The sequence below is a fragment of the Phytohabitans flavus genome (assembly GCF_011764545.1).
Lineage (GTDB): Bacteria > Actinomycetota > Actinomycetes > Mycobacteriales > Micromonosporaceae > Phytohabitans > Phytohabitans flavus.
In genome coordinates this window covers 3,751,872-3,765,765 of record NZ_AP022870.1, presented here as the reverse complement: position 1 = coordinate 3,765,765, position 13,894 = coordinate 3,751,872, and the positions used below count along the sequence as shown (strand labels likewise).

Here is a 13,894-nt window from a genome sequence, read left to right as displayed (position 1 = left end):
GTGGTTGAGGTCGCAGACTGCTTCCCATGAGGGCGGCCATTTTCAGCGAGTACGGGGGACCCGAGGTGCTGCGGGTGTCCGAGGTGGACACTCCGCGGGCGGGTGCCGGGCAGGTGCGGGTACGGGTGCGGGCGGCCGGCGTGCAGCCGTACGACTTGGCGGTGCGCGCCGGGTGGACGCCGCCCGGCGTGACCAAGCCGCTGCCGAGGATCCCGGGCAACGAGTTCGCCGGGGTGGTCGACGAGGTCGGGGCGGGCGCCACGGGGGTGGCCGCCGGTGCCGAGGTGCTCGGGTTCGGGCAGCTCCAGGCGTACGCGGAGTACGTCGTCGTGCCCGACAGCCACGTCACGCCCAAGCCGGCGGCGATGCCGTGGGAGGTGGCCGGCGGCTTCACGGCGGGCGCGCAGACCGCGTCGCTCGCGCTCGAGGCGCTGAGTGTCGACTCAGGAGACGTGCTTGTCGTGCACGGAGCGGCCGGCGCGGTCGGCACCATGGCGGTGCAGCTCGCCGTGCGGGCCGGGGCGCGGGTGATCGGCACCGCGGCGCCGGACAACCACGACTACCTGCGGGAGCTGGGTGCCACACCGGTCGCGTACGGCGACGGGCTCGTCGAGCGGCTGCGCCCGTTCGCGGCGACGGCGGCGCTGGACGGGGCGGGCGGCGAGGCGCTCGACGCGTCGCTGGCATTGGTGGCCGACCGGCGGCGGATCCTCACGCTCGTCGACCACGAGCGGGCCGCCGGGCTGGGCGTCCGGGTGGTCGAGGGGGTGCGGTCCGCGCAGCGGCTGGCCGGGCTCGCCGAGCTGTACGCCAAGGGCGAGCTGCGCTTCCACGTCCGGCATACGTATCCACTCGACCGTGCCGCCGACGCCCACCGCGAGCTGGAAACCGGCCACGGCCGCGGCAAGATCGTGCTCCTGCTGGACCACTAGAGGATCAATTCCAAGACAGAGATTTTGAGCTACCGCGATGTCCGCGGTGGTCCCGACCGCTGCTCCCGCGGCCTCACCCTCCGCGTTCGCACAACCAAACAGCACTCAAGCGCGGCGGGGCCCTGGGTGTGCTTTGCGGGGCCTCTCAAGCTGGGCGCACCGATGCGCCCAGCCACGTGAACGCCGCGCGAGTCGGCTCCAGACGGGGGCGGCCTCGGCGACGACCATAACTTTCCCCGGAATGACTTCCGGCGCCGAGTCTGCGCACCCCCGACGGAAACTCTGGATCTAGTCGACTTTCTGCCGTCAGGACGACAGGAAGTCGCCTAGATCTCGCGGGCTTGGCCACAGCGACACCTTGTGTTGGGCGCTTTAGCCGGTTTGTCCGCATGCCAGTGGGAGCACGCCAGCGATCGTGGTATTTAGCTGTCGCTATAACCACAGCTAAATACCACGATCTGCCGGATAGCGTCCGGGTGCGGCGCCGGTCGAGCGTTCACGATTCGACCGGCTCTGGTCGGTGTGTGGATGGGTGGGGGTCGAGGCCTCACCGCCAGCGCCGCCGGCCGAGGAGTCTTGGGTTGTGGAACCGCGGAGGGCGAGGCTGCGGGAGCGGCGGTCTTGACCCAATGCGACCAGCCTAAAGTGATCAAGGCAATGACCTGGGCATTCTCCGAGGCCGCACGGAGTGTCAGGTATGGCCGGGTCCTTTTTTTCGGGGTCGAGATGTGAGCCCGTGATTGTCGTGCGGGATCGGTCTCGGGCGCCTCGCGCTCGCATCGAAGGCTCGGCGCGCAGGGCACTGCGGCGACCACGGCCGGCGGGCGCAGTGCTGCGCCCAGCTCGAGAGCATCTCGCGAGCGACACCCTCCCGAAGTCCGCGCGGCGCCGCCGTCTGGGCCCGCCGCCGTCCTACAAAGATCCGCCGGATAGGCCACCAGTTTCGCGTGGCATTATCGGCCGGTGCGACTGGACGGGGTGTGGCTCCGGTACCGCCGTGGTGAGCCGTGGGTCCTGCGCGGGGTCGAGGCCTCGGTGGCGGCGGGCGAGGCGGTCGCGGTGGTCGGCCGTAACGGGGTGGGCAAGTCGACGCTGCTGAAGCTCGCCGCCGGGCTGTTGCGCCCGCAGCGGGGCGCGGTCCGCGAGCGGCCGGCCCGGGTGGGGTACGTGCCGGAGCGGTTCCCGGCGGACCAGCCGTTTACCGCCCGCCGGTACCTGCTGGGGATGGCCGCGATCCACGGCCTCGCGCCGGCCGACGGTCGCCGCGCGGTGGGTGAGTGGGCCGAGCGGCTGCATCTCGACCCGCTGCTGGACAGCCCGCTCGCCGAGCTGTCCAAGGGGTCCGCGCAGAAGGTCGGCCTGGTCCAGGGCCTTGTGCACCGCCCCGACCTGCTGATTCTCGACGAGCCGTGGGAGGGCCTCGACGCGGCCACCCGGGCCAAGGTGCCGGCGATCGTGGCGCAGACCCTCGACCGCGGCGGCCGGGTGCTGATCAGCGACCACCTGGGCGAGGTGGGGTCGCTGCCCGACGTGCGTACCTGGGAGCTTGTCGACGGGCAGCTGTCCACACCCGAGCTGGCGCCGGTCGAGTGTGTGATCGAGGTGGCGGTCACCGGTGCCGAGGTCGACGCGGCGGTGGCCAGCCTGCGCGCCGCCGGACACCGGGTCCTGGGAGTGCGGATACCGTCATGACCGCCCTCATCCGGCTGCGGCTGGTCGCGTTCCTGCGTACCGGTCGCGCGCTCGCCCCGCTGCTCAGCGTCCTCGTCGTGCTCGGCGTCATCTACGGCGGCGGGCAGGCGCAGGCCGCCGAGGCGTACGGCTTCTCGGCCGCCGTCCTCTTCCCGGTCGTCGCCTGGCAGACCCAGATCCTCTTCAACGTCGAGCCGGACACCCAGCGCCAGCTCTCCACAGTGGCGGTCGGCGGTCTGGGCCGAGAGATCGTCGCCGGCCTGCTCACCGCGCTGGTGCCCGCCTTCGCCCTCGTCGCGATCGCGCTGGCCCTGCCGTGGGCGCTCGGCGGCATCACCGGCCCGCAGCGCCCCGGCGACCCGTCGCTGGCGTCCGGGGTGGTCGCCGGCGTGTGGGCGCACCTGCTGCTCGTACCGCCCGCGCTGCTGCTGGGCGCGGTGGCGAGCCGGGCCGCCGTCGGTAACGCCGCTCGGGGGCTGGCCGTGCTCGCGGGCTGTACGGTGCTCGCCTTCGCGGTGGGTACGAAGGACTCCCCGGTGCCGTGGCTGGCCCCGCCGCTGCTGCCGACCGCGCGGGCGACGGTGGACGGGCTGGCCGCGGGCCCGCTGGCGGTACAGACGGCGTTCGCGGCGGCGTGGGCGGCGGTGGCGCTGGTCGGGTACGTCACACTGAGGCGCCGCAACGCCTGAGCGGCTCCCGGGACGGGTCAGAAGTAGGTGCGCAGCACGTCGACCACCACATAGGAGTCGTCGACGAGCGGGATCGCGCGCCACTTGTCGAACGCGGTACACGGGTGCGAGATCCCGAAGCGTACGAGGTCACCAGGGGCCACGTCGGCGCCATCCACCGTGAGGAACGCGTGCTGGTCCATCAGCCGGGTGACCCGCAGGCCGTCCGCGGGCACTGCCGAGCCCGACCGGTGGATCGCCCGCGGTACCGGCAGCCCTTCGTCGAACGGGGCGTCCCGCTTGCCCACCCCGGCGATCGCCAGGCCGGGCTCGGGCGTGGAGATGACCTGGGCCCACAGCTCCAGCGCCGCGTCCAGCACGCCCTCGCCGTGCACCCGGTTGAACGGTGTGTGCTCGCGGTAGTAGCCGTCGTCGTGAGTCACGTACGCGCCGCTGCGCAGCACCGGGACGACCTGGTGGCCGGGCAGCCAGTCGCCGGGCAGGCGGGCGGCCACCACGTCGAACCAGGCGCTGCCGCCCGCCGAGACGATCACCGAGGGCGGGAGCAGGTCGGCGAGCTCGACGGCGGCGGTGCGCAGGAGGTCGAGGAACGCGGCGACGGCGGGCTGGTCGGGCAGCCCGCCCTCGTACCCGGTGACGCCGGCCAGCGTGAGGCGGGGCGAGGCCGCGACCGCGTTCGCCACCGCGCGGGCCGCCGACTCGGAACGGCAGCCGGTGCGGCCTCCGGCGTACCCGATCTCGACGAGGACCGGCAGCGGGCGGACGCCGGTCGTGGCCGCGGCGGCCGCGACGCCCTCCAGCGAGTCCACCTGGAAGTAGATCTCGAAGCCGGCGTCGGTCTGCGCGGCGACCCAGGCGAGCGCGGCGGGGTCGAGGATCTGGTTGGCGACAAGAACCCGCGGCACCCCGTGCTCCCGGCACACCCGCGCCTGCTGTGCGGTCGCCACCGTGATGCCCCATGCGCCGGCGGCGAGCTGCGCCTGGAAGAGCGTGGGCGACATCGTCGTCTTGCCGTGCGGGGCGAACGCGAGGCCGTGCCGCTCCGCGTACGTGGCCAGCGTGGCGATGTTGCGCTCCACGGCGGTGGCCCGCGCGACGAGCAGCGGCCACCCGAAAGTACCGCCGAAGATCGACTGCCCCACGGGGTCACCGGGCCCCCAGAAACCCTTGTCGAGCGTCACCGCGCCTCCATAGGCTGAGCACCACGTCCGAGCTGATCTTAGGCGCGCGCCCGACGAGGAGCATGACCATCTACGACCTGCTGCTGACCGGTGGGCGCGTGGTCGATGTGGGCGGCGGGCACGTCGGCCGCTACGACGTGGCGGTCCGGGGCGGTCAGATCGCCGCGGTCGCCCCCGCGCTGCCGGCCGGCTCCGCGCGTGACGTCGTCGACGTCACCGGGCACCTTGTCACGCCGGGGCTTGTCGACCTGCACACGCACGTGCACCCGGGCGCGACCTACTGGGGCATCCACCCCGACCCAGTCGCTTGGCACTCCGGCGTCACCACATGGGTGGACGCGGGGTCCGCGGGGGCGTGGGGGATCGACGCGCTGCGGGCCGCGGTCGGGACATATCGGGTACGGGTGAAGGCGCTCCTGCACATCTCCGCGCTGGGCCTGACCGGGCGCACCGGCGAGTCCGACGACCTGGCCCGCCTCGACGTGGACGCCGCGCTGGACGCGGTCACCCGCCACCCCGACCTCGTCGCGGGCGTGAAGGTGCGGATCGACCACGAGGCGGTGGGCGCCAACGGGGTACGCCCGCTCGAACGCGCCCTCGACGTGGCCCGCGCCGCAGGCCTGCCGGTGATGGTGCACGTGGCCGGCGGCCCGCCCGGCCCCGCCGACGTACTCCCGCTGCTGCGCCCCGGCGACATCCTCACGCACTGTGCCAGTGGCGTGGCGGAGACCGGGGCCGGGCCGGTGGTCCGCGAGGCGTACGCGCGGGGTGTGCTGCTCGACGTCGGGCACGGCGCGGGCGGGTTCGCGTTCGACGTGCTGGAGGAGCAGTTGGCCGCCGGGCTGGCCCCGCACACCGTCTCGACCGATCTGCACGCGCGGTGCCGGTACGGGCCGGTGTTCGACCTGCCCACCACGATGGCGAAGCTGCGCGCGGTGGGCGTACCGCTGGAGGATGTCGTGGCGGCGGCCACCGCCACGCCCGCGGCGGCACTGCGGCTGCCCGGCGGGGTGGGGACCCTCACGGTCGGCGCGCCGGCGGACATCGCGGTCTTCGCGGTCGAGGACGGGCCGTTCCCGGTGGCCGACGCGCACGGGCAGGTACGGCAGGCGCCCGAGCGGCTGGTCAACGTCGCCACGTACGTCGCCGGCCGCCCCCTCCCGCCGTCGCTGCCCGAGCCGCCGCCCCCGTGGATACCGCTGACGCCCTCACAGCGGGCGGCGCTGGAGCGGCGCGACGAGGCCCTGCGCGCCCTCCTCGGCCGGCCCCTCGTCGGCCCGGATGGCCTGACCGAGCAGTTTCCGCGACCATCGACGCAAGTCAGCCCATCGACGCAAGTCAGCCCAGAAGGATGAGAGAAAACATGCGCGCCATCTCGACCGACAACGCCGCGCCCGTCGGCGGCCCCTTCTCGCAGGCGGTCATCGCCGGCGATTTCGTGTACCTCGCGGGTGCGGTCCCCCGCCTCCCGGACGGCACCTGGGTGCGCGGGGCGTTCGCCGAGCAGGCGCACCTCACGTTCACCAACCTGGCGCGCGTGGCCGAGGCGGCCGGCAGCGACCTCGACCACGCGGTGCGGGTCGGCGTCTACCTGCGCGAGTGGAACGACTTCGCCGAGATGAACACGATCTTCGCGCAGTACTTCAAGGGCCTGGTGGCCCCGGTACGCACGACGCTGCCGGTAGCGCTGAGCGGCTTCGACATCGAGGCGGACGCCGTCCTCTACACCGGCCCCTAGCCGGCCGGGCTGGGGCAGCGGCAAACGGTTAGCGGAGGCCTGCCGCGGACAGGCGTTCGGGGAGGGTGGCCAGGCGCTCGACCGGCTCGGCGCTGAAGACGAAGCGGATGTGGCGTGCCGCTACCGCGTCGCCCCAGCCGGTCATGGCCGTCGCCGCGACCGCGCCGTCGCGCAGCAGCCGCCGCGAGGCCTCCGCGGGGTCCACGCCCATCGCCACGGTGTCCAGCAGCAGCGACCAGCCGCCCGCCGGGCGTACCAGCGGAAGGCCGGCCAGGCCACTCAGGATGGTGTCGCGGCGGCGCTGGAGCTCGGCGGCGGCCGCCGCGACATGCCCGTGGTCGCCGCGGAGGACAGCGGTCGCCCCGGCGCGGGCGATGCCCACCGGGGTCGTCGTGTTGTAGACGTGGGCCCAGCCGACGTGCTCCACAAGGGAGCGTGGGCCGGCGACCCAGCCGACCCGCCAGCCGATCATCCGGAACTCCTTCGACAGCGAGCCGATTACCAGCGTGCGCTCGGCCATGCCCGGCTCGCGGACCGGGTGGACGAACGGGCGGCCGTCGAAGAGCAGGCTCTCCATCGCGCCGTCGTAGATGAGCAGCAGGTCGCGCTCGCGGCAGATGTCGCAGACCGCGCGCCACTCCGCCTCGTCGAGCACCGCGCCGGAGGGCATGGAGGGGCTCATCAGCAGCAGCGCCCGGGTCGCCGGCCCCACGGCGGCGCGCAGCGCGTCGAGGTCGAGGCGCCACTCGCCGGCGACCACCCGGTACGGCGCGAACCGTGGCACGCCGCCGACCAGCCGGACCCGGTTGACAAGCCCCGCGTACGTCGGATCGCCGAGCACCACCTCGTCACCCGGGTCGATCGTGGCGAGCAGGCAGTCGAGGGCGGCCTCGGTGCCGCCGCTGGTCACGATGATCTCTTCGGCCGGGTCGTACCGGTGGCCGGTGCGGGTGGCCAGCAGGTCGGCGATCGCCGCGCGCAGGTCCAGGTCGCCGGTGAACGGGAGCCACGAGTTGGCCGGTGGCGTCGTGAGCGCGGCCGCGGTGACCGGCACGGCCTCGGGCGGCAGTGGCAGGTCGGTGTCGAGGTTTTCCAGGCGCAGCACCGGCCACCGCGAGGTCACCTGGTCGGCGCTGCGCGCCACCCGGTCGATCCCGAACCCTGCGATCTCGGACATCCGGCGTGCCGCTCTGACTCCTGAAGTAGTCATGGTGACTACTATAGTGCGCATGAACGACTCTCCCGCCAGTCGTATCGCGGCCAACCTCCGCACCCTCCGTGAGGCGCGCGGCCTTTCGGTCGTGGCGCTCGCCGAGCGGAGTGGGGTCGGCCGGGCCACGCTCACCAACATCGAGGCCGGGCGTGGCAACCCCACGATCGACACCCTCTACGCGCTCGCGGACGCGCTCGGCGCGGCGCTTGGCGACCTCATCGGCGAGCCGGCGCGGACCCGGGTCGAGGTGGTGCGCGCCGGTCACGGCACGCGGGTGGAGGGGGCGGTCTCGGCCCGGCTGCTCGATCGGGTACGCGGGCAGCGACTCGCCGAGTTCTACGAGGTAGAGTTCGCCACCACCGCCCGGCACGCCGATCCGCACCCCGCCGGGGTGACCGAGTCACTGCTCGTGGTGTCCGGCCGGCTGCGCGTCGGCCCGGTGGCCGAGCCGGCCGAGTTGGGCCCGGGCGACTTCATCCGGTTCCCCGGCGACGTTCCACACCTGTACCAGGCGATCGGTGGCCCGGCGCGCGGCGTCCTGGTGATGGCCCATCCTTGACGGACTGGGCAACCTTGACGGATCGGGCTACTGAAGTTAGCTTTGCGGCTATGAAGCGTAGTTACCGCGCCGGGCTCTCCACCGCGGCCGTGGTCGAGGCGGCGATCGCCATCGTCGACGAGCAGGGCGCCGACGCGCTCACGCTGGCCGCGGTCGCGCAGCGCACCGGCGTCGCCGCCCCCTCGCTGTACAAGCACGTGGGCAGCCTCGGTGAGCTTCGCACGCTGGTCGGCGCGCGGGTCCTGGAGGAGATGACGGACCGCTTCAGCCGCGCGGTGATGGGTCGCTCCGGCGACGACGCGGTGGCGGTGCTGATGCACGAGTACCGCGCGTACGTCACCGCACACCCCGCCCGCTACGCCGCCATCCCCGCCGACCCGCTGCACGACCCGCGCACGGCCGGGCCGGCGCAGCGGCTGCTGGAGGTGTTCCTGGCGGTGCTGCGGGGTACGGGCTGACCGACTCGGACGCGATCCACGCGACCCGCTGCGCGCGGGCGGTGGTGCACGGGTTCGCGTCCATCGAGGCGAGCGGCGGCTTCGGGCTGCCGGAGGATCTCGACGAGACGTACGAGCGGCTGGTCCGCATGACGATCGCCAGCCTCCCGCACTGACCCGCTCACCGGACCGGCGCCGGCACCCCCGACGGGAGCCGGGTGGCCAGCGCGGCGCCGGTCGCGGCGACCCCGGCCAGGACGAGGAGGGCGGCCGGCGTGCCGTACCCCAGCAACGTCGCGGCGGCCGCGATGCCGGCGACCGGGCCCGTGTTCATCGCGGTCTGCTGGAGGCCGCCGACGACGCCGGCCGCCTCCGCCGGGGCATGTCCCACGACGGTGGCCGTGGCCACGACCATCGCCGCGCCCAGCCCGGCGCCGAGCAGCACCAGCCCCGCGCCGACCGCCGCGGCCCGCTCGGCCCCCGCCAGCGACGCGATGCCGGCCGTCGCGGCGAGCAGCGCGCCGACCGCGACGGGGCGCGGCCCGTGGCGCCGCATCAGCCGGCCCGCGGCGGGCGCGGCGAGCACCATCGCGGCGCTGAGCCAGAGGGCGAGCAGTCCAGTGTGGAGTGGATCGAGGCCGAAGCCGTCCTGCACCAGGTAGGTGATCACGAACAGCGTCCCGAACGCCGCCCCCGACACGCACCCGAGCACGCCGAGCGCCACCGGTACCGCGCGCACGCGCAGCACGGCCGGCGGCACCAGTGGGTCGGCGGAGCGCCGCTCGTGCCACCCGAACGCCACCGCGCACCCCAGCCCCGCCGCCAGCGCCGGCCAGCGCGCGGGTGGGTGGACGAGGGCGAGCACCAGGCCGGCGAGCGTCGCCGCGTAGAGGGCCGCGCCCCGGACGTCGAGCCCCCGCTTGCCCGGGGTCGCGGGGGCGGGCGGGACAGCCAGGACCAGCGTTCCCACCGCGACCGCCGGTATCAGCCCGAGCAGGGCGACCGCGCGCCAGCCGAACATGTCGACCGCCACACCGCCGACGACCGGTCCGGCCGCGCCGGCGGCGGCGATCGCGCTGGTACGGACCGCGATGGCCGAGCCCAGCCGCTCGGCCGGGTACGCCGTCCGCAGCAGCCCGAGCGTCGCCGGCTGGAGCAGCGCCCCGAACGCGCCCTGGACCACCCGCATCGCCACCACCCACCCGATGCTCGGCGCCAGCCCGATCGCCGCCGACGCCGCCGCGAAGCCGACGAGTCCGGTGAGGAGCAGGCGGCGGTGGCCGTACAGGTCGCCGAGGCGCCCGCCGACCACGAGCAGGCCGGCGACCGCGATGAGGTACCCGGTGCTGGCCCACTGCACCTGCGCGAACGTGGCGTCCAGGTCCCGCCGCAGCGTCGGCTGCGCGACCGTGAGCACCGTGCCGTCCAGGGCGACGAGCATCGCGCCCGCGACGCTGACCGCGAGCGTGATCCGTGGGCGGCTCACGCGGTCTCCGGCCCGGTGTGCGCCTTGATGGCCGCGTCGAGCAGCGGCTCGATGTCGTCGAGGCCGGTCGCGAGCTGGAGGCTCCCCCAGGTCCAGAGCTGGGCGAGGCCGTGCAGGTTGGCCCAGAGCGCGCCCGCCGCCACCCTCGTTTCCGCCCCGCGCCCGCCTGGCGTGCCCTCCGCCTGAGCCGCCGGCCCGCGCGCCGCGCGAGCCCGGCCGGTCAGCTCGACGAGCACCTCGAAAAGCGGCAGGCTCGTCTCGCGCAGGCCGAGCCGGTTGCTCTCCAGCAGGTCGTGCCGGAACATCAGCTCGAACATCCCGCGGTTCGTCGCCGCGTACTCCAGGTAGGCCCGCCCGAGCGCGCGCAGCTGGGCGTGCGGCGTGCCACCGTCCGCCAGCAGCCGGGCGACCCGCTCGCCCAACTCCCGGAAACCCTCCCGGGCGATCGCGGACAGCAGCGCCAGGTGGGTCGGGAAGTAGCGCCGCGGCGCCCCGTGCGACACCCCGGCGCGGCGGGCGATCTCGCGGAGCGTGAGCACCGCGCTGCCCTCGCCCCGCACCATCTCCACTCCGGCCGCGACGAGCCGTTCGCGCAGATCGTCCTCGCTCATAGACATTGTCTACCAGTAGCCGTAGACGCTGTCTACAGCGATTGAGGACGGCCACGCACCGTTATTGGCGAGCCACGGCGGGTAGACGGTTGGCATGAAGATCGGAATCATTGGCGCCGGTCACATCGGCGGTACCCTGGCCAAGCACTTCACCGCCGCCGGCCACGACGTCGCAATCGCCAACTCCCGTGGTCCAGACACGCTGCGGCAGATGGAGACCAATCTCGGCGAGCACGGCCGCGCGGTCACCCCCGCGCAGGCGGCGGCGTTCGGGGACATCGTGGTCGTGTCGGTACCGTTCGGCAACTACACCGACGTCCCCATAGCGGGTACGGCCGGCAAAACCGTCATCGACACCACGAACTACGACCCCGACCGTGACGGGCACATCGCGGAGCTCGACAACAACAGCATCACGTCCAGCGAGCTGATGCAGCGGCACCTGCCGCAGGCCAACGTGGTCAAGGCGTTCAACACGATGATCTGGGACCACCTGCGCGACTACGGCAAGCCCGGTGGTGCCCTCACCCGGTACGGCATCCCGATCTCGGGGAACGACTCGCAGGCCGAGCGGGCCGTCGCCGACCTCGTCGACGAGCTCGGCTTCGAGCCCGTCTACGCCGGCGACCTGGCGCAGGGTGGGCGCCGGCAGCAGCCGGGGTCGCCGGTCTTTACGGCCGACCTGACCGCCCGCGACCTGCACGCCCAGCTCGACGCCGACCTGACCCGGCCGACCGTGGAGGACTGGACGGACGCGGCCGCACGGGCACGTACCTCCGACGACCCGCGCGCCAGGACACCACGGGACCGCAGCGGCATACCCACCACGGGCACCACGACGGGCCGCCAGTCGCCGCCCGACATCTAGACAGTGGCGGGTGAGCGCGGTCAGTCGATGTCGCCGGGCCGGATGCGGAAGACCTGTAGGCGCATGTCGTAGTACTTCTCGGTCTCGCCGACCCACTGCATACCGATGCGGCGGGCGGTGGCGCCGGCCCGCTCGTTGGCCGGGCGCGCGACCGCGAAGACCTCGTCCGACCCCTCGTCGAACGCCCACTGGGCCAGGCGGCGGCCGGCCTCGGCGGCGTAGCCCTGGCCCCAGTCGTCCGGGCGCAGCTGCCAGCCCATCTCCAGGTCCTCGCCGCCGGGCGGGAGCGGGAGCAGCACGGCGCCGCCGATGAGCTCCTTGTCGTCGGTGCGCTCGATCGCCCACCGTCCCGCCGGGGTGATGAGGCGCTGGTCCTCGGCGATCCACTGCTGGAGGATCAGGCGCATCGCGCTCAGGTCGGTGACCGTGTCCATGGCCGGACTGAGCCAGCGGGCCACGCCGCCTTCGCCGTAGACGCCAAGGGCTGCCTCGGCATCGTCGATCTCCCACGGGCGCAGGGTCAGTCGTTCGGTCGTCAGACGTCCAGCCACCAGGCAACTCTATCCGCGGCGCGGCGCGGCACGACTCGCCGGACACGGCGCGCACCGACCCGATGGCGAGCCGACACCAGCCGTTCACGGAGCGGCCTCGCCCGCGACGGCGGACGCCCGTTAGCTCCCGCGTGGGAGCGGACCGTCACCCGCTTTCTGTCCGGTTTGCGATCGCTTCTCGAGTAGGGTCGTCGCACATCCCGAGCCGGCGACCCGGAAAGTGCGCTTAGGCTAGGTCGTCATGGCCAACCGCGACTCCCACAAACTCCGCTCCTTGCTCGCCGTCCGCGGGTTCCGGAGACTCCTGGGCGTACGGCTGTCCAGCCAGCTCGCGGACGGGCTTTTCCAGGCCGCCCTCGCGGGCAGCGTCCTGTTCAACCCCGACCGCCAGACAAGCGCGATGGCGATCGCGGCGGGGTCGGCGCTGCTCGTCACGCCGTACTCGCTGATCGGGCCCTTCGTCGGGGTGTTCCTCGACCGGTGGAGCCGGCGCCAGCTGGTGGTCTTCACGAACCTGCTGCGCGCGGCGCTGGTGCTGCCGGCGGCGGCCCTGATCAACGCGGGTGACAAGGGCGTCGCGTTCGTGGTGGTGGCGTTCGCGATCATCGGGCTCAACCGCTTCCTGCTCGCCGGCCTCTCCGCGGCGGTGCCGCACGTCGTGGAGGACAGACGCCTCGTCACCGCGAACTCACTCTCCGGCACCCTCGGCTCGGTCTGCTTCTCCGCCGGCCTCGGCATCGCGGTCGTCCTGATCAACTGGATGGTCTCCGCGGGCGACTCCGGCTACGCGGCGATGGCGCTCGTGGCACCAGTGGGGTACGTGGCGTCCGCCCTGCTCGCCTGGCGCTCCTTCGGTGTCGGCGACCTCGGGCCGGACCATGCCACGGTCCCCGCGCGGGCACCCATGCGCTCGGCGATCGGGGACGTGGTGCGGGGCATGGGCGACGGCCTCGTGCACCTGGCGGGCAAGCGCGGCGCGGCGTACACGATGGCGGCCAAGGCCGGCTTCCGCGCGCTCTTCGGGGTGCTGACCCTCGCCATGCTGCTGCTGTACCGCAACTACTTCGTCACCGACGACGACGTACAGGACTCGATCACGGGGCTGGCCTTCGTGGTGGTGGCGGGCAGCCTCGGCGTGATGGTGGCGGCGCTGATCACGCCGGCCATCACCCGGCGGATCGGCGGCTGGCGGTGGGTGGCCGGCCTTATCGCCGGTACCGCGATCGCGCTGCCGCTGACCGTGTCGTCGTTCACCGAGCCGCTGCTCGTCGCGGCGGTCTTCTGCGTCAACATCGCGGCGCAGGGCACGAAGATCGTGGTGGACACCTCGATCCAGCACGAGTGCGACGACCACTACCGCGGCCGGGTCTTCGCGCTCAACGACACCACCTACAACCTTTCGTACGTACTGGGCCTCTTCGCCGCCGCGCTCACCCTCCCCGCCGACGGCCACTCGCCGACCGCGGTGTTCGTGGTCGCCGCCGGGTTCGCGCTGATCGCCGGCTGGTACGCGATCGCCGCCGGCCGCTGGGCACGCCGGGTGGGCGACGACATCGCCCGCCCCGACCGCACCCCGGTCCCCACACCAGTGGGCTAGACCCATTCCAAGCCCTTGAGCTACCGCGACGTCCGCGGTGGTCCGGACCGCTGCTCCCGCGGCCTCACCCTCCGCGGTTCCACCACCCAAGACCCCTCGGCCGGCATCGCCGGCGGTGAGGCCGCGACCCACGCGCGCGCCGATCAGGGCCGGTCGAACTAGGCCGAGCGGTATTGGGTCCGGACCGTCGCTCCTGCGGCCTCGCCCTTCGCGGTTGGGCAAGCTCACCCCGGGGCGGGGTCGGCCGACCGCGACCTTTTGCTGCTGGGTCCGCGGTCCAGGCCCAGCCTTGACCTGGCTCGGCGGTTGGGCGGGGGTCCATCCACGGCAGACATGCGCC

The 13,894-nt window shown here is 73.5% G+C and carries 15 protein-coding genes; 10 read left to right on the top strand and 5 right to left on the bottom strand.

What is annotated here, in order from left to right; all coding sequences use genetic code 11:
* Window positions 1-26 precede the first annotated feature (26 nt).
* The 3 genes from Pflav_RS16375 (at window position 27) to Pflav_RS16365 (ending at window position 3,313) form a co-directional block, all read left to right on the top strand.
* A complete protein-coding gene (locus tag Pflav_RS16375) occupies window positions 27-932 on the top strand; it encodes an NADP-dependent oxidoreductase (RefSeq protein ID WP_173036942.1) in 906 nt (301 codons plus the stop codon).
* A gap of 963 nt (window positions 933-1,895) precedes the next feature.
* Window positions 1,896-2,624, top strand: coding sequence for an ATP-binding cassette domain-containing protein (locus Pflav_RS16370; protein ID WP_173036941.1), 729 nt, complete (start codon window positions 1,896-1,898; stop codon window positions 2,622-2,624).
* Complete coding sequence (locus Pflav_RS16365; RefSeq protein WP_173036940.1) at window positions 2,621-3,313, top strand: hypothetical protein; 693 nt, start codon at window positions 2,621-2,623, stop codon at window positions 3,311-3,313. The genes Pflav_RS16370 and Pflav_RS16365 overlap by 4 nt, the downstream gene beginning before the upstream one ends.
* Before the next feature lie 17 nt (window positions 3,314-3,330).
* On the opposite strand, the gene Pflav_RS16360 is transcribed toward Pflav_RS16365, so the two are convergent.
* Entirely contained in the window at window positions 3,331-4,494 is a 1,164-nt protein-coding gene (locus tag Pflav_RS16360; RefSeq protein WP_173036939.1) for an alanine racemase, read from the bottom strand.
* A gap of 62 nt (window positions 4,495-4,556) precedes the next feature.
* Here Pflav_RS16360 and Pflav_RS16355 point away from each other — a divergent pair, with 62 nt between their 5' ends.
* Both Pflav_RS16355 and Pflav_RS16350 read left to right on the top strand, forming a co-directional pair.
* Window positions 4,557-5,849, top strand: coding sequence for an amidohydrolase/deacetylase family metallohydrolase (locus tag Pflav_RS16355; protein ID WP_173036938.1), 1,293 nt, complete (start codon window positions 4,557-4,559; stop codon window positions 5,847-5,849).
* Between the two features lie 8 nt (window positions 5,850-5,857).
* Window positions 5,858-6,232 (top strand): Rid family hydrolase, encoded by a 375-nt coding sequence (locus tag Pflav_RS16350; RefSeq protein WP_173036937.1) that lies wholly within the window; start codon window positions 5,858-5,860, stop codon window positions 6,230-6,232.
* Between the two features lie 28 nt (window positions 6,233-6,260).
* Here the strand turns inward: Pflav_RS16350 and Pflav_RS16345 are convergent, their stop codons facing one another.
* The gene (locus tag Pflav_RS16345; RefSeq protein WP_197938585.1) at window positions 6,261-7,442 is read right to left on the bottom strand and encodes a pyridoxal phosphate-dependent aminotransferase; all 1,182 of its coding nucleotides are present in this window, start codon (window positions 7,440-7,442) and stop codon (window positions 6,261-6,263) included.
* Window positions 7,443-7,461: 19 nt separating this feature from the next.
* Here Pflav_RS16345 and Pflav_RS16340 point away from each other — a divergent pair, with 19 nt between their 5' ends.
* The 3 genes from Pflav_RS16340 to Pflav_RS45655 are packed head-to-tail and all read left to right on the top strand — an operon-like array spanning window position 7,462 to window position 8,617.
* Complete coding sequence (locus tag Pflav_RS16340) at window positions 7,462-8,004, top strand: helix-turn-helix domain-containing protein (RefSeq protein WP_173036936.1); 543 nt, start codon at window positions 7,462-7,464, stop codon at window positions 8,002-8,004.
* 50 nt (window positions 8,005-8,054) lie between these two features.
* The gene (locus tag Pflav_RS47965; protein WP_332107761.1) at window positions 8,055-8,462 is read left to right on the top strand and encodes a TetR/AcrR family transcriptional regulator; all 408 of its coding nucleotides are present in this window, start codon (window positions 8,055-8,057) and stop codon (window positions 8,460-8,462) included.
* A gap of 41 nt (window positions 8,463-8,503) precedes the next feature.
* The gene (locus tag Pflav_RS45655) at window positions 8,504-8,617 is read left to right on the top strand and encodes a TetR-like C-terminal domain-containing protein (RefSeq protein WP_415624321.1); all 114 of its coding nucleotides are present in this window, start codon (window positions 8,504-8,506) and stop codon (window positions 8,615-8,617) included.
* A 5-nt stretch (window positions 8,618-8,622) separates the two neighbouring features.
* Here the strand turns inward: Pflav_RS45655 and Pflav_RS16330 are convergent, their stop codons facing one another.
* A complete protein-coding gene (locus Pflav_RS16330) occupies window positions 8,623-9,927 on the bottom strand; it encodes an MFS transporter (RefSeq protein WP_197938584.1) in 1,305 nt (434 codons plus the stop codon).
* Window positions 9,924-10,538, bottom strand: a complete 615-nt coding sequence (locus Pflav_RS16325; RefSeq protein ID WP_197938583.1) for a TetR/AcrR family transcriptional regulator — start codon at window positions 10,536-10,538, stop codon at window positions 9,924-9,926. Before Pflav_RS16325 ends, Pflav_RS16330 begins: the two co-directional genes overlap by 4 nt.
* Before the next feature lie 94 nt (window positions 10,539-10,632).
* Between Pflav_RS16325 and Pflav_RS48750 the strand changes: the two genes are divergently transcribed.
* Complete coding sequence (locus Pflav_RS48750; RefSeq protein WP_180201266.1) at window positions 10,633-11,406, top strand: NADPH-dependent F420 reductase; 774 nt, start codon at window positions 10,633-10,635, stop codon at window positions 11,404-11,406.
* Window positions 11,407-11,426: 20 nt separating this feature from the next.
* On the opposite strand, the gene Pflav_RS16315 is transcribed toward Pflav_RS48750, so the two are convergent.
* Entirely contained in the window at window positions 11,427-11,957 is a 531-nt protein-coding gene (locus tag Pflav_RS16315; protein ID WP_173036934.1) for a GNAT family N-acetyltransferase, read from the bottom strand.
* A gap of 241 nt (window positions 11,958-12,198) precedes the next feature.
* On the opposite strand from Pflav_RS16315, the gene Pflav_RS16310 reads away from it, so the two are divergent.
* On the top strand, window positions 12,199-13,554 hold the full coding sequence (locus tag Pflav_RS16310) for an MFS transporter (protein ID WP_173036933.1): 1,356 nt from the start codon (window positions 12,199-12,201) through the stop codon (window positions 13,552-13,554).
* Window positions 13,555-13,894: the final 340 nt, after the last annotated feature.